Raw genomic sequence first — 23,153 nt, forward strand, 5'->3', positions numbered from 1 at the left:
GTGTTAGATGTAGGGTAAGTGAATAGCAATCCACTTAGTCGGTCACACGTTTGTCTGGATATAGTGGGAGGGGAGTACGTATGCGCGTGATTATTACCGGCGCGGGGCAGGTTGGAGCCTCGATTGCAGCGAGCCTTGCCGCCGATCACGATGTTATCGTTATCGATATCGATGGCGAGCGGGTCGAAGAGCTCACCTACTCGCTCGACGTGCTCGCTATCAAGGGTGATGGCACATCACTTTCAACGCTCAAGGAGGCAGGTATCGAAACTGCCGACCTGTTCATCGCCAGCACCAACAACGACGAGACGAACGTCGTAGCCTGTGCGACGGCAACGGCTGTGAGCGATCCGTTCACGATCGCACGTGTGAAACAAACGAACTATCTCGAAACGTGGAACCAAACCGGTAACACGTTCGGTGTCGATTTCATGGTGTGTACCGATCTCCTGACGGCGGAAACGATCGTTCGGGTTATCGGCCTGCCTTCCTCTCAAAACGTCGATATCTTCGCCGGTGGACGAATATTGATGGCAGAATTCCGCGTTCCAAGCGGCAGTCCGGTGGCCGGCCAAACGGTCAAGAACGCAGATAATTTCATCGAATTGACATTTGTAGGCATTCTTCGAGGCGATTCTGTAATAATTCCAACCGGAGACACAGTTATCGAAGCCGGCGACGACTTGGTCGTCATCGGGAGTCCCGAAAGCACACACGCCTTTGCCGGGGTTCTCTCGCCTGATCACACCGAGGATCAAGACATCGTCATCGTCGGCGGGAGCCAAACCGGGGTTCAAACCGCTCGACTGCTCGAAGACCGCGATCGCCATCCCAGACTGATTGAGAACGACCACGAACGGGCGCGGGAGTTGGCCGAGGAACTCGTCGGGACGACGGTGATGGAGAGCGACGCGACTGATCGGGAATTTCTCGATCGAGAGCACGTCGGTGACGCCGATGTCGTGATCGCCACCCTTGGCTCCGATGAGAAGAACTTGCTCGCGTCGCTGTTGGCGGAACGGCTCGGTGTCGACCGAACGATCACAGTGGTTGAAACCACCGAGTACACTGATCTCTTCGAGGCGGTCGGCGTCGGTGCGGCGATCAATCCGCGCGACGCAACCGCTGAGGAAATCATCCGTTTCACACACGGTACCGAGAACGTGGCACTTGTCGAACACGGCTGTGCGGAAGTGCTCGAAATCGAAGTCAGCCCCGGCAGTATCCTCGAAAATCGATCGATCAGTGAGTCGATGGCAGACCTCCCGACTCAGGTCGTCGTCGGTGCGATCACCCGGAATGGTTCGGTCATCACACCCCGTGGCGACACCGTCATCGAGAGCGGTGATCATGTAGTGTTATTCGCTGAAACAGCTGCTGTCGAAACTGTGGCAAAAATGGTATGAATCCGGGCTGGATTGGAAGCCGGGAACAGCTCCGTGTCGACTGGCGTGCGAGTGTCGGACTCGTTGGTACTGTCGTCAAATACCTCTCAGGGGCGTTTCTCGTTCCGCTCGTCGTCGCGCTGTACTACGGGGAGGACGTTCCAACGTTCGTCGTGTCCTTGCTGTTCGCCATCGTTGTCGGCGTGACGCTCGAACGCGTCGATCCCGATCCGGACCTCGGGGCGCGTGAAGGATTCCTCATGGTCGCGCTCACGTGGCTGGTCGTCGCGCTCGTCGGAATGCTGCCGTATCTGATCGCCGGGGTCGTCGGCACTGAATCGACGCTCGCGCAACCCGAAAACGCGCTGTTCGAGTCGATGAGTGGCTTCACCACCACCGGCGCGACCGTTATGGGAGACATCTCGCTTGATCGCCACTCTCACGCCCTCATGCTCTGGCGACAGCTCACTCAATGGCTCGGCGGAATGGGCATCATCGTGCTCGCGGTCGCCATCCTTCCGGAACTGTCTGTCGGTGGTGCGCAGTTGATGGACGCGGAAGCCCCTGGACCAGGTATTCAGAAGCTCACGCCACGCATTGCTAAAACTGCGCGCGTACTCTGGATGGCGTATCTGGGGTTCACTCTCCTCGAAATGGTGTTGTTGTACGGGCTTCATCTCCTCGGACTCGCCCCGAACATGGGGCTGTACAACGCTGTTTCCCACGCACTCACGACGTTACCGACCGGCGGGTTTTCACCGGAGGCACGATCGATTGAGGCCTTCTCCGCTGCGGTGCAATGGGTGATCATTCCGTTCATGATTGTCGCGGGAACGAATTTCGCCCTGTTCTGGCACGTCGTTACGGACGGACCGAAACAGCTCTTCGATGACACCGAGTTCCAAGCCTTTACTGGCGTCATAGCTGTGCTCACCGCTGTCGTCGCTGGGCAGTTGTTTTTGGGCACCGGACTCCAAGCCCTCCCGGTTGCTATTGCTCCCTTCAACGGCAACCTCGAAGCCTCGGTTCGACACGCGGCGTTTCAGGTCGTTTCCATCGTCACGACGACGGGATACGCCAGTATGGACTTTAACGTTTGGAGCGCTCCGACGAAATACGTGCTGTTGTTCGGGATGTTCATCGGCGGATCGGCAGGGTCGACTGCTGGTGCCATCAAGATTGTCCGTTGGGTCGTGATTATCAAATCACTCCGCAGAGAGCTGTTTACAACCGTCCATCCCGAGGCAGTTTCACCGGTTCGGTTAGGCGGTCATCCGATCGATGAACGCACTGTCCGAGGGATCTACGCGTTCACCCTGTTGTATCTCGTGTTCTTTTTCGTCGGGGTTGTTCTCGTGATCGCGGACGCGTGGCGGGTTGGTCACTATTTGAGCGCGTTCGAGGCGATGAGTGCCGTCGCCGCCACCTTGGGTAACGTCGGGCCGGGATTCGGGTCGGTTGGGCCAATGAACAGCTATCTCGATTTCCCCCTGACATCGAAACTGTTCATGGTGTTTCTGATGTGGATCGGACGGCTCGAAATCCTCCCTGTACTCGTCCTACTCACACCGGCGTACTGGCGGACATGAGCACTCTCATATCCACACGTTCGAGGACGTTACGGCCTCGTATCGACTGCGGACGGTCTCCCAATCGACGACATCGAGGAACGCATCCACGTACGCTCCTCGGTCGTTCGTGTACTGGAGGTAGTAAGCGTGTTCCCATACGTCGATAACGAGCAACGGTGTCGCACCCTGAACCGCGAGATCATTGTGCGCTTCCGCCTGAGTCACTAACAACCGATCCGCCAGATGATCGTAGACGAGTAACCCCCATCCGGAGCTTTCCACGTTCTTGGCCGCCGTACAGAACTCCGCGATAGCTCCATCAACGGATCCGAAATCCCGTTCGAGAGCGGTTGCGAGTCCGCCTGCTGGGCGTCCACCGCCATTGGGTGACATACTCTCCCAGAAAACCGAATGCAAAATATGGCCTGACACGTTGAATGAAAGATCTCTTTTAATTGGTTTGATACTATTGAATCGATCTTTCTGTCTCATAGTATCTAATTTGTCGAGGGCTTCGTTCGCCCCATCAACGTAGCCCTGATGATGTTTGTCGTGGTGGAGTCGCATGATCTGCTCGTCGATGGCTGGCGCAAGCGCATCGTAGTCGTATGGGAGCGGTGGTAGTGTGTACCGATCGTTTTTCGATGATTCCGTTCCCACTGCAAGCGCGTCCTCAACGCCGACCGCAGCGATCCCTGCGGTCGCTCCGAGTAGTTGTAGCATCGTTCGTCGGGTCGTCCCATCATCGTTCGTGGATTCGTGCATAGCTATCGGTAACTGGCCTTTCACAAAAAGATAGTGTTACTGTTCTATTCCGGATACATTGTTGTTTGTTGATGTAATAAGACGGCGACGTTCACCCGAGATCAGCGCGCTGGAACCGCCAGTAGCCCAACAGGGGCGGGATAACGAGCCACGCCGCGAGGATCACCAGCATGAACCACCCATCCAGATAGAAAGGAGCGTTGGGATCGATCCACGTCGCCTGTCCCGTCTGCTGGGCAACGGAGTCGGGAAACACCAGTTGCATCGAATTCATGTACGCGCCGGTCGGGCTGAGCGACCAGACGAGATCTTTGAGGTTCTGTGAGACAGACGTTCCGAGCCGATTGGCAACGAATTCGATGATGGTGTTCGGATTGATCGGGAAGGCGTTCCAGAACACGTTCAGGAAAAACCACACACCGATGGCTCCGCCCATCGCCCTGGATCGGGTACCTGTGGCGGCAGATAACCCGACTGCGATGCTCACGTACACGACGGCGTACAGCAGTGTCAGCCCCACAAAAGCGACGAAATCACCAACAGCGACATCCGGGTAGTAGTAGAGCGCCAGCGCCAGTCCGACAACGTAGGCGAACGCGATCGCGCCACCAACGACAATCGATCGAGCAATGAGTTTTCCGAGAACGACGTCACGGCGGCTGTTCGGATACGACAGGAGAAATTTGAGATTGCCGCTTTGGCGTTCGCCAGCCACCGAGAGATACGCTGCCACGAGTGCGATCAGGGGGACAATGAGAACAGCGACCGCGGTCATCGACCACAGCGAGAGATACATGTTCGGAGCCCCCGAGCTGCCTGTTCCCCAGAAGAACAACACAGTGAAGGCGAGATACAGCAGTCCGATCCCCCGGAGGAGGTTGGACCGCCGGACATCAAGAAGGTCCTTCCGGACGACACCGACGAAGCTCATGCGATCACCTCCGCAGCCCGTTCCGTCTCGCCAGACCCCTCTCGTCCACCGTTGGTGTACTCGTTGAACAGGTCTTCGAGGGATGTCTCTTCAACAACGATCCCGGTGACCGTCGACACGCGGTCGACGTGCTGGATCACGTTTATTTTCGCTTGGGGTGTCGCACAGCTGACGTGGAGCTGAGTGCCATCGATCGTGACATCCGTGACGCCCGCAAGCTGTCCGAGCGAGAGATCATCAGGCACCGATTCGAGGGTGAGATCGACGACGCCACCCGAACCGGCGTGTTCTCGAAGGTTGTCGATCGTGTCGAGCGCCACGAGCGACCCCTCGTTCATGATACCAACCCGATCACACACGGCTTCGACTTCCGAAAGAACGTGACTCGAAAAGAAGACGGTCGTCCCAGATTCGGCTTCTGCCCGGAGAAGGTCACGGAACTCCTGAATGCCGTTGGGATCCAAGCCGGACGTTGGTTCGTCAAGAATGAGTAGATCGGGCGACCCAACCAACGCGATCCCCAGCGCGAGCCGCTGGGCCATCCCCTTCGAGAACCCACTCACCGGACGATTCACGGCGTCGTTCAATCCAACGCGGTCTAACACGGCGTCCGGATCATCGGCGGCGTCTTTCATTTGAACACACAGCTTCAGGTGTTCGCGGGCTGTAAGCCGGCCGTACAGTTCCATTCCTTCCGGAAGGACACCGACCCGGCGTCGGATTGCGTCGGTTTCGTCCTGTGCGTCGTATCCGAGCACTGTCGCTGATCCCGACGTCGGACGGTGGAAATCCAGTAACATGTTGATCGTCGTCGATTTCCCGGCACCGTTCGGTCCAAGAAACCCGAATATTTCTCCTTCCTCTATTCGCAGATCCAACTCGTCAACAGCGGTAACGTCTTTGAATCGTTTCGTGAGGGCTGTGGTATCGATGGCGACCATTCGTATTCCCGACACGATCGCCAGAAGTAATAAATGTGGTGAAAACGATTTGGCCCGCATTCAGACTTGTAAACACAGTTAACGATACGTTACGGACAGTCATGGTGTGCGATGTTCATACATACGAATAGTTATACACTGAAAATGATGGATATTCGATTCTACGGGCGAGTAGGTACGGTTACTTCTGTTCTAACAGCGTGTTGGTAGTTATAGGTACAGAGAAGATCTGGCTGCGCACGATTCGTATTCGAGGGAATACGACTGCAGAACGTAGTATTCGCACGGTTTTGATGTGAATTTTCTCAGCCGAACAGAGATCAGACGTTGTTAAAGCAAATTTGTAAATAGTAGATAATAGTGTTTGCATATCAAATCTGTCATACACAGCGAAGGGACGCGTCTAGAGGGGGAGATACGATACATAATAATAGTGATAAGACTGGTGTTCCGTACTGGGGAATGCGTAGGTTGGTCACCATCGTTTCGGTCATCGCCCGGCCGAATTATTAGAAAGAGCTAACCACTTCCAATCCACCATTGTCGGAACGAAACTCTGTCCCAAACGACAGTATGAACGGATCAAGGGGACAGATAGTCGTAGAGCGGACGCTTCCCTTCTGAATATCGATCCAGACAAGAGACATCCGACCGCAGCCGATTATTCAGCATTGTGGGAATTGGTTTGGGTGGCAGCTCCTCCGTTGTGTTCACCACCGTGCGTCGGCGGTGTATGGCTTACAGTTCGATCCTGCCGTCGGTTTCTGCGGCTTCGTAGATCGCCTCGATGACGCGCATATCCACGAGTCCGTGGCGACCGTCGGGGTAGATATCGCCGTCGGTGAGCAGTCGGTCAGAGAAATAATCGAACAGTTCCGTCGTCTCCCGCTCGGCATCAAACGTTTCGTGTGTCACGTCGATTGAAAGATCGTTTCGGGAGAGGTGCAGGCCACACTCGCCGTGGAAGGCGGGCCTGAGTTCGATCTGTCCCTGCGTTCCGGTGATGGTGAGGCGAGTGTCCTCGTAAGCGTTCTGGCTCGCGGTCGAAACCATCTCACAGTCCTCGAAAATGAGGAGCGAAGCGGTCCGTTCGTCGGGCACATCGTCGAACGCGTCGTGGGTCGAGACCTGTCGGGACTGAACAGCGATGGGATCGCGGTCCAACAGAAAGCGGGCTGTGTTGATCGAGTAGATCCCGAGATCCATCACTGTCGTCCCGTAGCCGGTTCGGTCGGGATCAAGCCGCCACTGATCCGGATCGGGAATCATCTCTAGGAGTGGTTGGCTGTTGTGGCCGCGGACGGAGACCGGCTCTCCGAGAAACCCGTCTTCGATGAGTTCTTTCGCGCGTTGAACGGCCGGATCAGTGTGCATCCGGTAGCCGATCATCAGGTCGGTGCCAGCGGCCTCACACTGTTCGACCATCTGCTGTGCCCGTTCGACTGTGCTCTCCATCGGCTTTTCACAGAGCACGTCCTTCCCGTGTGCGGCCGCCGTTTCGACGTATTCGAGGTGGTACGCGTTCGGCGTTCCAACGTACACAGCGTCGTACGCGTCGGTTGCGACGCCGTCGTGGAATTCCTCGTAGTTGAGCCCCCGATCGACGCCGTTCTCGGCGGCGATTCGCTCGGCTTTGTCCGTGGAACTGCTCACGAGAACTGTCACCTCACCGAGTTCGGAGGCCGCGATCGCAGGCAGGGCGACATCGACGGTCCACCATCCGAGTCCCAGCAGTGCGTATCGAACTGTTCCCTCTGTCGTCGACTGCCACCGGCGCGTCTCGTAGCTATCGATCCAATCGAGCATTACGGTCCGGTACGACAACCAACTACTAAAACACCGATACTCCTCGGAGAAGCGGTGTAACGACAGCGAACGATTCGACGGTCGTGTTTCTCGTAGTGAGAGCGGGCTACTGCACGAGTTGCGTAACGTCGAACACTGGTTTGCAGGTTTCGCCGGCGACAAACGCCTCGAAAGCGTCGTCGGCGTCGAGCAACGAAAACCGATCGTCGACGAACGTTTCACAGTCGACATCTCCCGAGCGGATGAGACGGAACGCCCGTTCGAAATCCTCATACATTGACGCGTATGAGCACTGAAGATCGATCTCAGCCCGGACAAGCGGCGAATACGGCATCGTCGTCTCGCCAGTCTGTCCGACGAGAACGATCTGTCCGCCCTTTCGGACGGCGTCGACAGCCGACGGCAATCCCGAGGGATGGCCGGTCGTATCGAAGACGACATCGAATCCGACGCGATCAGTCAGTTCAGCACACCGCTCTTCGAACGCCCCAGATTGGACGTTGATCGTTTCGAGTCCCAGCCGCTCGGCCAGTGGCAGCCGGTACGTCCCGTCTTGGTCGACCCCGGAGACGACGACGGTTCCGCCCTGTGCGCGAGCTATCTGGGCGGTCAGAAGCCCGATCGGTCCCGGACCTTCAACTAACACCCGGTCACCGGGACTCACACGGGAGTTCTCGATCACCGCTCGCGCACCGATACTCGTCGGCTCAGCAACGGCCGCGTGCATCGGGTCGACGCCTTCCGGAACAGGATGTAGCGCCCGTTCGGGAACCGCGACAAACCGTTCGTACGCGCCGTCGTGGTCGACACCCGTGATCACCGCGTTTTGACAGACGTTTTCCTCACCAATAGAACATTGATAACAGTCACCACATCCTCGAATTGGTCGCTCAACCACACGATCACCGACCGAGAACGCGGAAACGTCATCGCCGGTTTCGACGATCCGCCCGGTGTATTCGTGACCGATGACGGTCGGCAGTTCCATCCGCTCGAACGCCGATTCGAACTCGTAGATGCCGGCGTCACTCCCACAGAGTCCCGCGTACTCGACTTCGACGAGCGCCTCGTTTGATCCCGGTTCCGGTCGTTCCCGTTCGACGAGTTCCATCGCGCCGTTCGTACGGCTCACTTTCGCCAATCCACGCATGGACGATGAATACTGACAGTCCAGTGGTTATAATTCTACGGGATACCGCATACCGAAACTGTGATACGAGTTCTGATCCCACGCCCGGTATGGGTTCGTACGAACACACGCCAGTGAGTGTTAGCGATAAACGAGTCGTCGTCGTCGGTGGGACCAGCGGGATCGGGGAGGCCATCGCTCTGGGATTTGGCAGCGAAGGAGCCGACGTGATCGGGACTAGTCGGAGCGAGGACAAGGTTGATACCACCGCTACGGCGCTCGAAGAACGCGGTGTGACCACCACGCGGGTCACGTGCGACGTGACCGAGGCGGCAACGATCGAACGGGTTCGAGAGGCAGCAATCGAGGAACTCGGCGGCATCGACGTGGTCGTCGTCTCCCAAGGTGCGATCTCCCGGGAGTCGGTTCTCGGAATCGATGATGAGGACTGGGATCGAGTGACCGATGTCGCGCTTGATGGTGTCCGGCGCGTTACACAAACGTTCGCTCCCGCGATGGCAGACGGCGGTGCCATCATCACCATCTCCTCGCTGACGGCCAGACTCTCGATGGCGAACCTGCCGGCCTACTCCGCAGCGAAAGGCGGTGTCGAAGCGTTCACACGGGCGGCTGCGAAGGAATTGGCCCCGGAGATCCGAGTCAACGCGATCGCTCCTGGTTTCGTCATCACGCCACAGAACGAGGCGACCTACGCCGAGGGGACCGACAAACGCGACCGGATCGATCGACGCACGCCGCTCGGCCGTGTCGCAGAGCGCGAGGAAATCGTTGGCGGAGCGGTCTTTCTCGCCAGCGACGCAGCATCATACATCACTGGCGAGATCCTCACGATTGACGGAGGCTTCGCCACAAGCGCCCTATAGAGCTGCGAGCAACACCCCTCTTTTCGCGACTAGATCTGAATCACGTTCCCTTCGTGTTCGAGGCGTCGATTGTAGAGCGCGTCACCGGTCTCTGCGTCGAACACGTGGACGGCTTCGGGTGGGATGTGAACGTGGATATCGCTGTCGGCGTCGATCCGTCGCATTCCGTCGGCAATCGCGATGAGATCCTCGGTTCCACTCGATGAGTCCGGAAACGTGAGATGGATCACATTCTCATTGCCCATCGGCTCTACCACTGTCACGCTCATTGCTGCCGTGTGGTTCTCGTGACTGGTTTCACCCTGTGGTTCGCCATCCGGATCATGGAGTTCGATGTCCTCTGGACGGATACCGAGCACCAGTCGATCGTTGTCAGACACCGCACTGAGACCGTCCGTGATCCGGTCGTCGAAGGGGTAGGCCAGCTGCTCGGAGACGAACGCCTCATCCTCGTAGCTTCCATCAAGGAAGTTCATCGACGGCTCACCGATGAACTGGGCGACGAACATGTTCGTCGGCTCGTGGTACAGTTCGAGTGGCTCACCGACCTGCTGGAGGACGCCGTCATTCATCACCACCATCCGATCGGACATCGTCATCGCCTCGGTCTGGTCGTGTGTCACGTAGACGGTCGTCACGTCGAGTTGCTCTTGGAGCTGTTGGAGTTCCGTCCGCATCTGGGCGCGGAGCTTCGCGTCCAGATTCGATAGCGGCTCGTCCATCAAAAACACCTCAGGATCGCGGACGATCGCTCGGCCGAGCGCCACACGCTGCTGTTGGCCCCCGGATAACTCCTCGGGCCGCCGGTCGAGCAGTTCGGAGATGTCGAGCAACTCCGCGACTTCCTCAACCCGCTGTTTGCGTTCTTCGTCAGTGAAATCCGGCTCTTCTTCCAACCCGAACTTCATGTTGCCACGCACCGTCATGTGCGGATACAGGGCGTAGTCCTGAAACACCATCGCAACGTCCCTGTTTTGGGGCGTGCGGTAGTTCATCAGGTCTCCGTCGAACTGTATCTGACCTTCCGAGGGCGTTTCCAGCCCGGCGATCATCCGGAGTGTCGTCGTCTTGCCACACCCCGATGGACCGACGAGAACGATGAACTCTCCGTCCTCGATATCGACGTTCACGTCATCGACGGCGACAACGTCATCAAAGCGTTTCGTGAGTGTTTCGATAGTTATGTTAGCCATGTTTGCTGTTTATGGTGTAGATGTCCTGAAACCGGTTACGCTCCGCCCGTTTGGAGTCCTTTCGCGAACTGTTCGGAAAACGCGATGTACAACACCAGCGTCGGCAGCGCAGCGAGAAACGCCGCGGCCATCCGAAGGCCGTAATCGACGCCGGAGATCGAGGCACCGATGCCCGACAGCACGAGCGTCATCGTCGCCGCTGTCGCGTTCGCGTACTTGATGATCGTCAACGAGAACAGGAACTCGTTGTAGATCTGCGTGAACTGGTAGATGAACACCACGCCGAACATCGGCTTCGACAGGGGGAGGACGATGTCCTTGTAGATGCTCGTGAGGCTTTTTCCGTCGATCTTCGCGGCTTCGATGTACGAGGTGGGCATGCTCTGGTAGTATCCCCGAAACAGGACCGTGACGATTGGGATTCCGTACGCGATGTGGGTGATCGTCAACGGAACCAACTGCAGATGTCCGGGTTCGACGAGCTTCAACCGCGCGACTGGCTCAAGCATCTGAGCCAGGGGGAAGACCTGATACCAGAACTTATCGATCGGAATGATAACTGCTTGGTAGGGCACGAACACGCCGATGAGGAACAGGATGAGGATCCCAACCTGTCCCCGCCAGTCGATCATCGTGAGACCGTAGGCGGCCATGCTGGCGAACACAATCGTGATGAGCGTGGCCGGTACCGCCATCACGAGCGAATTGATGATGCCCCCTTGCAGTTGGCTGAAAGCAGTTCCGATGTTTTCGGCCGTCACCCCGTCGGCACCCGGCGGGAGAAACGGCATCGTATTGGCGATCGATGCGTCGGTTTTGATCGCTGTTAGGATCCCCGCCTCCAGCGGCGCGAGGAAAAACGCGATGAACAGCGTCACCACGATGTAGATCCCGAGCCGCCGGGCATTCATCCCGCGCACGATCCCCGCAACGTCGATGTCGGCAAGTGATTCTCGTGCCATGATCAGAGACTCCCCTGTCTGTGCTGGTAGTAGAGATACGGCGAGATGACGCCCAGAGCCATGATCAACAGCATGGTAGCGATCGCCGCTCCGTACGCCCACTGAACGTTGTTGAACGCCTCCCGCATCATCAGCGTCGCCAGTATGTCAGTGCCTTTCGGTGGCGTGTATCCGCCCGTCAGCGCGTACAGGAAGGTGAACGTCTTCAGTGCGAACACCATCAACACGACCGCCGCGCTCACTGATGCGGCCTTGAGCTGTGGAATGATGACGCGCAGGTAGATCCTGATTGTACTGGCGCCGTCGATCTGTGCGGCCTCGAACTGCGATTCCGGAATCGATTGCAACCCGGCGAGATACACGATCATCGTGTAGCCGCTGAACTGCCAGATCAACGCGAAGATGATCGCAGCGAGTGAGAACGACGGATTTCCGAGAAAGTTGATCGGACTGATCCCGAATAATCCAAGCACGACGTTGATGACACCGACTTCGGCGTCGTACATCCACACCCACAGTTTCGCTGTCACAACGAACGAGAGGCTCATCGGGAGCAGGTAGATCATCTGTGTCTGCTGTTTAAATCGGAACTGCCTGTCGAGTAGTACCGCAAGGAACAGTCCGAGCACGAGACAGATTGCCGTGAACGCGACCAACAGAACGAACGTGTTCATGGCAGCCCGATGGACAGCTGGTTCTGCCAGTGCTTGGCTGTACATCTCTAGATCTAGACTCGACCAGTCAACAGGTCCGATCCCGGCGGTGTCCGTTAATGAGATTGCGATGTTGTAGCCGATTCCACCGTAGACGGCAATCCCCATGATCACAAAGGGGATGCCCCAGAACGGAAGGGACCGAACGAAATCCCCGTTGAGGACGTATCGGAACTTCGTCCGCCATCCCACGGAGTCCGCTACCGACTCCCCGGTTGCTTCGTGTGTAGCCATAACAGATTGCTTATTGGATGAATTGTATCACTTATGAGTCAGTTCGAAACCGCCGATTCGAGATCACTCGCGGCTGCCTCGACCTTGTAGGGGCCCATGAAGTTCACACGGAACGCCTCCTCACACGCCGTGAGCGTCTGTGGCGTGACCGCCAGCCCGTGTGCGATCGTGGGGGGCAGCTGTTTCGCAGACCGGAGGTCCTCGTACATCTGCTGCAGGTACTTCGGCAGTTTACTGGGATCCACGTCGGTTCGGAGCGGAACGGACCCCTTGTTCTTGTTGAACGTGATCTGAGCCTTTTTCGATCCCACGAATCGGAGCCACTGCTTGGTCAGCTTCGGAGTTGGGTTGTTCGCGGGCGCCACGAACGAATCGAGATGGAAGACGTACACTCCTTCCGTTCCGGGGAAGGGGATCCAATCCCAATCCTTCTGATAGTTCACCTGATCATTCTTGCGATACGCGCCGTACAGCCAGTTGCCCTGATGGACACAGCCAGCAGAGCCGTTGACGATCTTCTCGTTGGCCTCGGTCATGCTCAGCGTCGAGGCGTTGTCAGGGATGTGGTTCTGGAGGATGGTTTTCGTCGCTTTGAGTGCCGATCGGATGGCCTTCCCGTCGGGGTTCCCGTCGATGAAGTTGGTGTACGCCTTCACACCCGACTGACTCAGGAGGATCTGGGCGAACAGCTGGAGATTCGTCCACGGTCCGCTCATCGCCTGCGTCATGGGCACTGCGTCGGTGTTCTGACCGATCGTTTTGAGCGCCGAGATCAGCGCATCCACCGAATCCAACGACTTGGGATCGACTCCCGCCTCTTCGAACACCTGAACGTTGTAAAAGAGGTTGTTCATCCGGTGGGAACCGATCGGTACCGCCGGCATCTTGTCGTTAAACGTACACTGCTCGATCGTCGCTTTGTGGATTGTGTCTTTGAAACCTGCCTCCTCCCAAACGTCTTTCTCGACGTTCATGAGGGCACCCTTGTACCGTTCGAGGTGTTTTCCGGGCCAGTTCGCAAACGCTCCCATCAGATCGTTGTTCTGTAATCTGTTTGCAATGACTGTGTTGAGATTGCTGTTGGCGTCACCCCCAGCACCGTTATAGTCGGTTGACACATCGGGATATTCCTCATCGAACGCTTTTTTGAGGGCTTCCATAGCGGCTTTTCCGTCACCAGAATTCCAGCCGTGGACGACTTCGAGCGTACCGCCTTTGTTACCGTTGGAACTATTCCCCTCATCCAAACAGCCGGCGATCCCCGTCGTTCCGACAGCACCAATGGCCGCAAGTGCTTTCAGATATCGGCGTCGGTCCGGATCGTTAACATGGTCGATGTCAGTAGACATGGTGCATCACTAAACTGCCTACCATTCCGTGTCGTTGATCACTATTAAACATTTTCCATAGAGATGAAGCGTATTCCCTCCGGTAACGTCGTCCGCCGTTTCATCTTCAGAGGCGCGTCCGGCCAACCTAATAGACACCATGTAGATATATATTTAGTTATATGTAACTCTTCATACCATACACAACTAACAAGGTCAAATGTGTTATGTTTCTATATTAATAGGATATCTTCTATTATTCGTCAGGTGGGGACCACCATCATGAGCGACGAGTTGGGCACGATCTCCACGTTTCTCTCGATAAGCATTGTGAAAATACTTCCAAAAAGCAGCGTTATCGCCAGTATTATGGATTCAATTTCGAATATACAGTACATCATCTTCTTTTGAAGGGAACGTCGATCGGGTCGGAAAGCCGACGCGAGTTGATTGATTGCGCCCGATCGGTGCTGGACATCCACCGTGATCGGTCCCTGTGTGTGGTCGGCGGGTCAGGCTTCGTCGAACATCGTTTCACCCTCGGCAAGGTGATCAGCGACGGTGTCAAGATCGAGTGTCAGGCCGAGTCCTGGCCGTTCAGGGACAGCCATGTAGCCGTCTTGAATGAGGTCGTCTTCTTCGACCAACTCTTCCCACCAGCCGAGTTCGTAGGAGTGATATTCGAGTGCCAGCGCGTTCGGGATCGCGCTCCCCACGTGTGCGGAAGCCATCGTTCCGATCGGAGACGAGACGTTGTGCATTGCGACCGGAACGTAGTAGAGATCAGCGAGCGTCGCGATCTTTCGGGTTTCTCGCATTCCACCGACTTTCGGAACGTCGGGAGCGATGATGTCGAGCGCTTCCTCCTCGATGAGACGGCGTTGGCCGTGCGTCCGATAGACGTTCTCCCCAACGGCGATCGGCGTGCCGGTCGATTGGGTTACAGTTTGCTGCACATCGTGGTTTTCGGGTGGGACAGGGTCTTCGAGCCACCAGACATCGTACGCTTCGAGCCGCCGTGCGAGCCGTCGAGCGCTGCCTGCGGAAAAGGCCCAGTGACAATCAAACGCCACATCGGCCCGGTCACCGACGCGTTCTGTGACCCGTTCGACGATCTCCGCTTTGTGTTCGATCTCCGGCGTTCGAAGGTGGCGGTTCGCCCGATCCTTCTCGTGACCGGACGGTACGTCGAGATCGAACTTCAGCGCGTCGTAACCGAGGTCGTCGACCACCCGTTCGGCCTCCTCGGCACACGCCTCAGGATCGGCCTCTTCTTCAGTGTGACAGTCACAGTACACACGAATCGCGTCCCGATACTTTCCTCCGAGCAGCTGATACGCGGGAACGTCCAGGATCTTCCCGACGACATCGTGGAGCGCGAGTTCAATGCCGGAAATAGCGGCGATATCCTTTCCAGCGATCGATCCCTCGCCAGACATCTTCTGGATCATGTGTTCGTACAGCCGGTCGATGTCGAGAGGGTTTTCACCGACCACGAAGGGCGTGAGTCGCTCGATGATCTCCGGCAGCGCACCGCCCCAGTACGCTTCGCCGTTTCCGACGTGACCACTGTCCGTGTACACGCGGACGAGTGTCCACGGATAGTTGCCGTCGACGATCACCGTCTGGACATCGGTGATCTCCACGTCGCGGTGCCCTCGATCCTGGTTCAGTCCCATCGTCTCGCCCGACAGATCGCGCATCGTGTACTCCGCATTCGGATCTCGCAACTGCCTGTAGTTCATACGACGTGTGAACATCAACGGTCGGTATGAAAACGTTTTCGGGATGAACGAACGGAGCCACACCCATGTCGTATCGGCAACGACGACCGAACGGTCGTTCAGACAACTGAAGAAGAGGCCGCTCCCGAGGCGTGTGCCGTACGGAACCGTCCTTCTTCCCACAATCCTGTTATCGAGCGTGCACCACCGGAGACCGACATTCCGACGGAGCTACAGCGATCACGACCCCGATCGATCAGTAGTTGACACCGATAAGACCAGTCGGCAGCGAACACCGTCGCCGCTGTCAGCCTGCGGCAGCGGCCACGAATCGAATGCGTTGAGATGGCAGTGGATTTATACTTGTTGGTGTGATCAATCCCCTATGGGAAAAAATTCGATCAAATCGATCAAGACCACGTTCGAAATCGTGGGAACGATTCAAGAGCGGGGTGGGACGACGTTGACGGAACTCTCGACGGCGCTCGACATCCCGACGAGCACGGCGTACAACTACCTCCAGACGCTCGAAGAGGAGGAGTACGTTGTTTCCGAAGACGGGACGTACCACGTTGGACTCCGGTTCCTAGAGCACGGCGCACACGCTCGGAGTCGGATGAAACTGTTCGATGTCGCCGTTCCGGAAGTCGATAAACTCGCGGAGCAAACCAACGAGCTTGCGAATCTTCTCGTAGAAGAACACGGACGAGGGATCTATCTCCACCGCGCGTACGGCGATGAGGCGGTGAAAGTCGAAGCACACGTCGGTACCCGCGTGTATCTACACAGCACCGCGCTCGGCAAGGCGATTCTCGCCCATCTTCCCGAGCAGCGACGACAAGAGATCTTCGAGAGACAAGGGCTACCCCAACGGACCGACAAAACAGTGACCGATCCTGACGAAATAGCCGATCAGCTACAGCAGATAGAAGATCGTGGGTACGCGTTCGATAGTGGAGAACGCATCAAAGGACTTCGGTGTGTCGCTGCGCCCGTCCTAAGCACTTCGGGACGGGTGCTCGGAGCAGTCAGCGTCTCCGGTCCAGCAAACCGTTTTCGAAAACAGCGCTTCCGAGAGGAGCTACCGAGGAAGCTACTCGAAGTGGTCAACGTCATCGAACTCAACATCACTCATTCGTAGCCAGCTCGCTGTTCGAACTGTTCACACCGAGTATCCCATATTGTGGGAAACATCCGTGCGTTCGGGTTTCGTGGGGGTTACAGGAGTACCGCTGTAATGTAACGGGAGTGATCAGGGACCGCCATTGCACCGGTTGCGGATGAATCGTTTCGACCGTCACCGCCGGCTTCCGCCCTTCGTATGGGGGCTTTCGCCGTATTTGAGCAGATAAAAGGTGAAGATGAGTGTTGCGCACATCGTCAGTAGAGCACTGATACCGACGTAGTGAGGTTGGAAGGGAACGCCGAGATCCTCCGGATCAGTCTCCTGTTGTACGGCTGCCTCCCGTGGAACAGAGCCGACAGCAATGGCTCCTTTCATGCCCTGACTCTGGTGGGGTTCACAGTAGTAATTGGTGATCCCATCCGCGTCGAACGTCCGGGTGAACGTTGTCCCTGCTTGGGCGACCGGACTCCCGCTGTTGAAGCTGCCGTCTTCAGCGACAACGTTGTGGGCTCCACCCTGTCCAGTCCATTCCCATGTGACGGACGTACCTGAATCGATGTGGACAGCGACGGGATCGAACGAAAGTCCGCTGTTCGGGTCACCACCGACCGCGATCGTCACTGCTTGTTGTCCCGTTCGGTCGGCTGTCTGTTCGTCCCAGTACCCCACATCGTCAAGCCAGCCGCCGTAGTCGATCGAACCTCCTCCCCCCTGTGTCTGGGCTGTTACCCCCGCGCTACCAGCCACGCTGCCGGTTGCCCCCGCCATTCCGCTGATGAACGTTCGCCGGGACATATTGTGTTCGTTTTCCCAACCCATGGCAAATATTAGCACCCATGAGTGAAGAATCCTATGGTAGGACCTATTACACATAAGTTATTGTATCCGAGAAGGAGTAAACCACATACTGCAATCATTACGCGTTTTGTGGTTCGTGAGCGCGCTTCACTGATAGGTCTCGCTCAGTGAACCACTGTAGCGTTCATTTCTCCCGAAACGAACCGATGTCCGCGACGCGTTACAATCGTTTTATCCGCTATCAGTGTGTCTGCACGTTTCATCAGTTCTGTGTAGCCAGTTCGGTCGGAGGGTCTCTGCCGATGGATTCGCCTGTGACACCGATATCCATCACACACCAGATCAGAGCAATAGTACAATTACTTCTACCTTATAAATTTGTTACAGTTCGATCGCAACGCGAAAGACGGCGACAAAACCGGGCTGTCGTTCACTGTGCCAACGATCCGATCCAGGAATGGATCACTGATCGTAGAGGATTTCGAGGATTTCCGCGTCCGTCCGGAATTTCAGGACGTTGTGAACCACCGAGTTCCGTATGTTTTGTACCGAATCACCGTACTCCTTGTAGAAATCGTGGATCCATTTCGACTCGGCGCGTCGATTCGGAAACATCATGATCGACTTCCACTGATACTCACCGTCCGAGAGGAACATGAACAAGGTGTTAGGCGAGCCACGGATCGCTTCGAGTGCTTCGCGCCACGTTTCCTCGAAATGTTCGGGATTGAGTTTGAACTCGAACATGCCGAACAGGAAGTACGCGCCGTTGGGGATGATCGCCTCCCGAAACACACCTTCCTCTCGCATTCCTCGGATCGACTCGCTGACCGTTACGTGAGAGATGTCGATGCCGTACTTCTGTTCGAGGATGTCCGCGAGCTCACGCGAGGAAAGCTGTGGATCTTCCGAAAGTTCCCGAAGAATATACACGTCTCGTTCCTTGAAATCCCAGTTCGGTGCGTCATCTGAATCGGTCATGCAGTATCCTAGTACAGTCGTACTACCTGCGTGTTTCGGTGGCTCGCTTTTGACAACCGACGAAATGAGGGAAGATCCACCGACAGAGGCAGAAAAACGGGAGCGGGACCAGAGAGAGCACGGACAGCAGACGATAGACCAGCCGTATGCCATCGACTGAACGTGTCGCTTCGGATTCGCTGTCCGTGTAGAACTGATGGGATCTGTGTAATAAGTTTTGTGGATGCGAATCGTCACCGATCGTCATCGAGTGACGCGACGAGTTCGTCGCCCACCCGTGCGAGTCGCGTTCCGAACGGCTCGGAGCGCTCTCGCAGGCGTCTATGGCTCCATTCAGTAGCCGCTTCAGAGGCAGTGTTGACTGCACAATCACGGATTTCAGTCGGGATGAGTCGCAGTTCGTCGGGGATCCCGTCCCGTCGGACGCAGACTTCGAACAGAAATCCACGATCGTTTCGAAGTGTTTCATCAACCGCGTAGTCGTCGACGAAATCACCGGTATCGTAGAGAATCGGATGACCGTCATGGATCTCAATTCCGTGAACCACGTGAGCGCTGTGGCCGTGAACGAGCGTTACTCCTTGCTCAATCAACCAGCGTCCAACATCCTGAAACGCCGACGACGGTTCGGTGACCATGTTCGGTCCCCAGTGAAGCGAAGCAACGACGATATCTGGATTCGTTTCCTTCGCCTTCTGTATCGTCGATGTGAGTGTTTCTCGGCTCTCCTCGTCGTGAAGATCGAACGATACGTGTGCGACGCCAGGCGAGTCGGGGCCGGCAGCGTATTCAGGGGTGTTGTCAGTGAACGCGAAAAGGGCAATCTCCACGCCGTCGATCGACAGCCGGGCCGGCTCGCGGGCCGCTGCGTCCGTTCGACCAGCCCCGGCGTGGGCGATATCGGCCTGATCAAGCCGATCGACCGTGTCACACAACGCCTCGACTTCGTAATCCAAGGCGTGGTTGTTGGCGAGTGAAACCCAGTCGACACCCGCTCGTTCAAGAGCCGGAACGACCCAGCGCGGGTCCCCTCGGAAGTGAAACGGACGATAGGTCCGACGCCACGGATGACCTTCCCGTGAGACGGCACATTCGAGGTTGATGAACAGTCCATCGAGTGACTGGAGTTCATCAAGGAGGTCTCCCCATACGGCGTCGACAGACCGCGACCGCTGTCGACGGTCGACCAGTCGACCCAACATGACATCGCCAGTAAATCCGAGCCGAAGGGTCGAAGCCATAGCTGTAGTTAGGCTGTGTAGCACTAACGGCTTTCGCGGGCGAGGAAATCGGACGCGTCGAACGTCACGGTGGGATTTTTGATTGTGGCGATCCATAGCATCATAGCGGAATCGAGACGACGAACGCGAACGAAGCTACCACAGCACGATGAGTAATCTCGAACTCACGAGTCCGGCGTTTGCCGACGGAGAGCCGATCCCGGACGAATACAGCTACACGGAGCGAAACGCCAATCCACCGCTGTCCATCGCCACTGTCCCGACCAAAAGCGAATCGTTGGCGCTCATCATCGACGATCCGGACGCACGGGCACCAGCAGGAAAAGTCTGGGATCACTGGGTGGTGTGGAACATCGACCCCGACCGAACCGAAATCCCATCAAAGTGGGAGCCAACCGAAGCGATTGAGGGCACGAATGATTACGGTGATGTCGGTTACGGTGGTCCAAACCCGCCCGACAGACGACACACCTATCGCTTCAAACTCTACGCGCTCGACAGTCCCCTGAATCTTCAACCCGCGTCCACGAAGGCGGCGGTCGAGAACGCGATGAAAGGCCACATCATCGCGCACACGACGCTCACGGGAACCGCAGCCCCGTGACCCGTGGCAGATTGTCCTCACCGCCACCGCTAACACCATTGCGAGTGAACCAGTAGCGACGGCAAACAATGCGTTTGGTTCAGATGGCGGTTCCCCCCGCGAAACACGACGCTGTCGTGGAACTGCTGGAAGAGCGGGAGCTCAACTACGCAATCGCTGATGAAACATCCGACCTCAACGCTGAGACAATCGTTTCTGTCCCCATCGAAACCGCCGAAGTTGAAGGGCTTCTCGATTCTTTGCGCGAGATCGGTATCGAAGAAGAGGGATACGCGATCATCACGGATGTCGAAGCGATCCTCGGTTCACCGGAGAAAGGGACGGAACGAACGACACGACCGGACTCGACACCACTGTTGAAACCCTTTACGAGCAACCGGATCTCACGAGAGGAACTACAAGACACAGTGACAGAGATGGCGATTCTGACGCCGAGTTACGTGTTCTTCACCATCGTGAGCTCCATCGTCGCCTGCGTTGGGCTACTCACCAACAGCGCTGCCGTCATCGTCGGGAGCATGGTCATCGCGCCGCTGCTCGGCCCGGCCGTCGGCGCAAGCGTCGGAAGCATCGTCAACGACGAGCAACTGTTTCGAACGAGCATCCTTGCTCAGGGTCTCGGACTCGTTCTCGCGGTCGGCAGTGCGACGCTCTTCGCGTATCTCATCAAGTTTACGATCATGCCGACTGTCGACCTGCACACGATAGACGAAGTGGTCTCACGAACCAATCCCAGCGCGCTGTCTCTCATCGTTGCTCTCGGCTCCGGTGCAGTCGGGGCGTTCTCGGTGAGTTCGGGGGCAAGCGCGCCGTTGGTTGGTGTGATGATCGCAGCGGCCCTGATCCCGCCTGCAGCGGCAGTCGGTCTATCGATGGCCTACTGGTCACCCGTCGTACTCATCAGCGTTACTGTGCTCTTGCTTGTCAACATCCTTTCGATCAATTTCGCAAGCCTCGGTGTGCTCTGGATGCGGGGATACCGTCCCCCTCATTGGTTCGAGCAGGAGACTGCAAAACGAACGACCATGAAACGGATCGGAACGTTACTCATTGGACTGTTGATCGTCTCCGCGTTTCTCATCACGACGTCAATAAATATAAGTCAGAACAGCCGTTTCGAAGAAGAAGTCGAAACGATCACCGCCGAAAGCGATGTTCGAACACTGTCCGTTAATATTTCCTATAAGTTACGACCGTTCACTCGAACCCCGACGGCTGTCACAGTTCACGCCGAGACCAACTCGGATCAGTTCGCTGATCGGCTCAGATACCGGATCGAGAACAGAACTGGGACCGATGTCTCCGTCACTGTCGTTCAGGAAAGGCTCCAGACATCAAATGCCACGTCCGGAACGCCCCAACTCGAATCACTGCACTCGACACGTTTCAGAGCCACATCCGCAAGCTAAATCGAAGCCATGAATGACAAGTCGGATCTGGAACCAATTTATCTACCCATACTACAGTAATATTTATATTGTAGTCAATGATTACTACAATATCGTGATCCAAAACGGTATCCAAGATTCAGAACAGGACGGCGGTTCGACGGTGGGTGAGCAAGATGAGTGACACGATGGCGAGCGTGAACGAGCAGCAGGGGAACCAGAACGATACCACAACGGTGACTCAGCCATCGGAACTAGAGTGTCCGGAGTGTGGTAGTTCGTCCGTGTATCGCAATCAGGACCGAGGAGAACGGTGTTGTGATCGTTGTGGATTAGTGATCGAGGGATCGATGATTGATACGGGACCGGAGTGGCGAGCGTTCGACGCGTCCGAACGGGAGAAAAAGTCCCGTGTCGGTGCACCAGTGACGCGGATGCTGCACGATAAGGGGTTAACGACCGCCATCAGTTGGCAAGATCGGGATGGAAACGGTCGCACCCTCTCCGCAAAACGACGGGAGCAGATGCGTCGGCTCCGCACGTGGAACGAGCGCGCCCGGACCGCGAACAACAGAGAACGGAACCTCCAGTTTGCGCTCTCGGAGATCGACCGCATGGCCAGCGCGCTCGGCGTTCCTCAATCCATCCGTGAGATCACGTCGGTGCTCTACCGGCGAGCACTGGATGAGGATCTCATTCGTGGGCGGTCGATCGAAGGGATCGCCACCGCTACGCTGTATGCCGCCTGCCGACAGGAAGGGATACCACGCAGTCTCGACGAGTTAACGGAGGTTTCCAGGGTCGATCGGTCTGAGATCGCTCGAACGCACCGTTACGTCGCCCGCGAGCTTTCGCTCGCGTTAGAACCCGCCGATCCACGCCAGTACATCCCTCGGTTCTGTTCGGCACTCGATCTCTCAGAAGATATCCAAGCGAAAGCGATGGAGATCTGTAGCACCACCGCAAACGAAGGGTTGTTGTCCGGAAAATCACCCACGGGATACGCAGCAGCGGCCATCTACTCCGCAGCGCGTCTCTGTGGTGCTGAAACGACACAGAGCGACATCGCAAGCGTGGCCCAAGTGACCGAGGTCACGATCCGAAAACGCTACCACGAACAACTCGACGCCATCGGTCTCACGATTGAGAATTGACAACGAACTGCAATACAACTATTCAAACTGTGGCTGACGAAACGTACATCTACTAAAACAGGTGTTCGAACCTGTCCGAACCGCTGACCATGAAAACGCAGGAATGCCTGATGAGTAGACACGCGAACCGACTACTGCTGCCTCGGTCCGCGGCCGTGATTCATCCGTTGTGTCCTGGATTCATCCTCCCGGTGCGCTCGTGCGCCACAGTTCCATCCACCAACTACACCACTAAAAAAGTTTCCAAATGGGTTCGATATTTAATCAGTATTCGATTGTGACGTGTGATCGGCTT

The 23,153-nt window shown here is 56.7% G+C and carries 20 protein-coding genes; 7 read left to right on the plus strand and 13 right to left on the minus strand.

Translation table 11 applies throughout. The features are described from left to right. The first annotated feature begins 80 nt into the window (after positions 1–80). Positions 81–1,406, plus strand: a complete 1,326-nt coding sequence (gene trkA / locus EIK79_RS02470; protein WP_124953545.1) for a Trk system potassium transporter TrkA — start codon at positions 81–83, stop codon at positions 1,404–1,406. Then, complete coding sequence (locus EIK79_RS02475; protein ID WP_124953546.1) at positions 1,403–2,974, plus strand: TrkH family potassium uptake protein; 1,572 nt, start codon at positions 1,403–1,405, stop codon at positions 2,972–2,974. The genes trkA and EIK79_RS02475 overlap by 4 nt, the downstream gene beginning before the upstream one ends. Positions 2,975–2,980: 6 nt before the next feature. Here EIK79_RS02475 and EIK79_RS02480 read toward each other — a convergent pair whose 3' ends face one another. The 5 genes from EIK79_RS02480 to EIK79_RS02500 form a co-directional block, all read right to left on the minus strand. Beyond that, on the minus strand, positions 2,981–3,721 hold the full coding sequence (locus tag EIK79_RS02480; protein ID WP_185715483.1) for a superoxide dismutase: 741 nt from the start codon (positions 3,719–3,721) through the stop codon (positions 2,981–2,983). Between the two features lie 91 nt (positions 3,722–3,812). Continuing rightward, positions 3,813–4,652 (minus strand): ABC transporter permease subunit, encoded by an 840-nt coding sequence (locus EIK79_RS02485; RefSeq protein ID WP_124953547.1) that lies wholly within the window; start codon positions 4,650–4,652, stop codon positions 3,813–3,815. Further along, positions 4,649–5,593 (minus strand): ABC transporter ATP-binding protein, encoded by a 945-nt coding sequence (locus EIK79_RS02490; RefSeq protein WP_124953713.1) that lies wholly within the window; start codon positions 5,591–5,593, stop codon positions 4,649–4,651. Before EIK79_RS02490 ends, EIK79_RS02485 begins: the two co-directional genes overlap by 4 nt. Positions 5,594–6,331: 738 nt before the next feature. Further along, a complete protein-coding gene (gfo6, locus tag EIK79_RS02495) occupies positions 6,332–7,399 on the minus strand; it encodes a D-xylose 1-dehydrogenase Gfo6 (RefSeq protein ID WP_124953548.1) in 1,068 nt (355 codons plus the stop codon). A gap of 106 nt (positions 7,400–7,505) precedes the next feature. Continuing rightward, entirely contained in the window at positions 7,506–8,549 is a 1,044-nt protein-coding gene (locus EIK79_RS02500) for a zinc-dependent alcohol dehydrogenase (protein ID WP_124953549.1), read from the minus strand. 89 nt (positions 8,550–8,638) lie between these two features. On the opposite strand from EIK79_RS02500, the gene EIK79_RS02505 reads away from it, so the two are divergent. Next, positions 8,639–9,412, plus strand: a complete 774-nt coding sequence (locus EIK79_RS02505; protein ID WP_124953550.1) for an SDR family NAD(P)-dependent oxidoreductase — start codon at positions 8,639–8,641, stop codon at positions 9,410–9,412. Positions 9,413–9,441: 29 nt separating this feature from the next. Here EIK79_RS02505 and EIK79_RS02510 read toward each other — a convergent pair whose 3' ends face one another. From EIK79_RS02510 to EIK79_RS02530, 5 genes are all read right to left on the minus strand, one after another. Further along, a complete protein-coding gene (locus tag EIK79_RS02510; protein ID WP_124953551.1) occupies positions 9,442–10,605 on the minus strand; it encodes an ABC transporter ATP-binding protein in 1,164 nt (387 codons plus the stop codon). 35 nt (positions 10,606–10,640) lie between these two features. Next, positions 10,641–11,567, minus strand: a complete 927-nt coding sequence (locus EIK79_RS02515) for a carbohydrate ABC transporter permease (RefSeq protein ID WP_221621657.1) — start codon at positions 11,565–11,567, stop codon at positions 10,641–10,643. A gap of 2 nt (positions 11,568–11,569) precedes the next feature. Then, positions 11,570–12,514, minus strand: coding sequence for a carbohydrate ABC transporter permease (locus EIK79_RS02520; protein ID WP_124953552.1), 945 nt, complete (start codon positions 12,512–12,514; stop codon positions 11,570–11,572). Positions 12,515–12,552: 38 nt separating this feature from the next. Then, the gene (locus EIK79_RS02525) at positions 12,553–13,863 is read right to left on the minus strand and encodes an ABC transporter substrate-binding protein (protein ID WP_124953553.1); all 1,311 of its coding nucleotides are present in this window, start codon (positions 13,861–13,863) and stop codon (positions 12,553–12,555) included. A gap of 491 nt (positions 13,864–14,354) precedes the next feature. Then, the gene (locus tag EIK79_RS02530) at positions 14,355–15,587 is read right to left on the minus strand and encodes a mandelate racemase/muconate lactonizing enzyme family protein (protein WP_124953554.1); all 1,233 of its coding nucleotides are present in this window, start codon (positions 15,585–15,587) and stop codon (positions 14,355–14,357) included. A 364-nt stretch (positions 15,588–15,951) separates the two neighbouring features. Between EIK79_RS02530 and EIK79_RS02535 the strand changes: the two genes are divergently transcribed. Continuing rightward, on the plus strand, positions 15,952–16,707 hold the full coding sequence (locus EIK79_RS02535) for an IclR family transcriptional regulator (protein ID WP_124953555.1): 756 nt from the start codon (positions 15,952–15,954) through the stop codon (positions 16,705–16,707). A gap of 156 nt (positions 16,708–16,863) precedes the next feature. Here EIK79_RS02535 and EIK79_RS02540 read toward each other — a convergent pair whose 3' ends face one another. The 3 genes from EIK79_RS02540 to EIK79_RS02550 all read right to left on the minus strand — a co-directional run bounded on the left by EIK79_RS02540 (position 16,864) and on the right by EIK79_RS02550 (position 19,712). After that, complete coding sequence (locus EIK79_RS02540; protein ID WP_233737862.1) at positions 16,864–17,511, minus strand: halocyanin domain-containing protein; 648 nt, start codon at positions 17,509–17,511, stop codon at positions 16,864–16,866. A gap of 441 nt (positions 17,512–17,952) precedes the next feature. After that, positions 17,953–18,471, minus strand: coding sequence for an Lrp/AsnC family transcriptional regulator (locus EIK79_RS02545; protein ID WP_124953556.1), 519 nt, complete (start codon positions 18,469–18,471; stop codon positions 17,953–17,955). Positions 18,472–18,704: 233 nt separating this feature from the next. Continuing rightward, positions 18,705–19,712, minus strand: coding sequence for a CapA family protein (locus EIK79_RS02550; RefSeq protein WP_124953557.1), 1,008 nt, complete (start codon positions 19,710–19,712; stop codon positions 18,705–18,707). 148 nt (positions 19,713–19,860) lie between these two features. Here EIK79_RS02550 and EIK79_RS02555 point away from each other — a divergent pair, with 148 nt between their 5' ends. From EIK79_RS02555 to EIK79_RS02565, 3 genes are all read left to right on the plus strand, one after another. Then, positions 19,861–20,316: a YbhB/YbcL family Raf kinase inhibitor-like protein gene (locus tag EIK79_RS02555; RefSeq protein ID WP_124953558.1), complete on the plus strand. Its 456-nt coding sequence runs from the start codon at positions 19,861–19,863 to the stop codon at positions 20,314–20,316. Between the two features lie 68 nt (positions 20,317–20,384). Beyond that, positions 20,385–21,725, plus strand: a complete 1,341-nt coding sequence (locus tag EIK79_RS02560) for a TIGR00341 family protein (RefSeq protein WP_124953559.1) — start codon at positions 20,385–20,387, stop codon at positions 21,723–21,725. Between the two features lie 167 nt (positions 21,726–21,892). Continuing rightward, positions 21,893–22,858 carry a transcription initiation factor IIB gene (locus EIK79_RS02565; protein ID WP_124953716.1) on the plus strand — a complete coding sequence of 322 codons (966 nt, stop codon included), beginning with the start codon at positions 21,893–21,895 and terminating at the stop codon, positions 22,856–22,858. Positions 22,859–23,153 lie beyond the last annotated feature (295 nt).

It is taken from the genome of Halocatena pleomorpha (assembly GCF_003862495.1).
Classification (GTDB): Archaea; Halobacteriota; Halobacteria; order Halobacteriales; family Haloarculaceae; genus Halocatena; species Halocatena pleomorpha.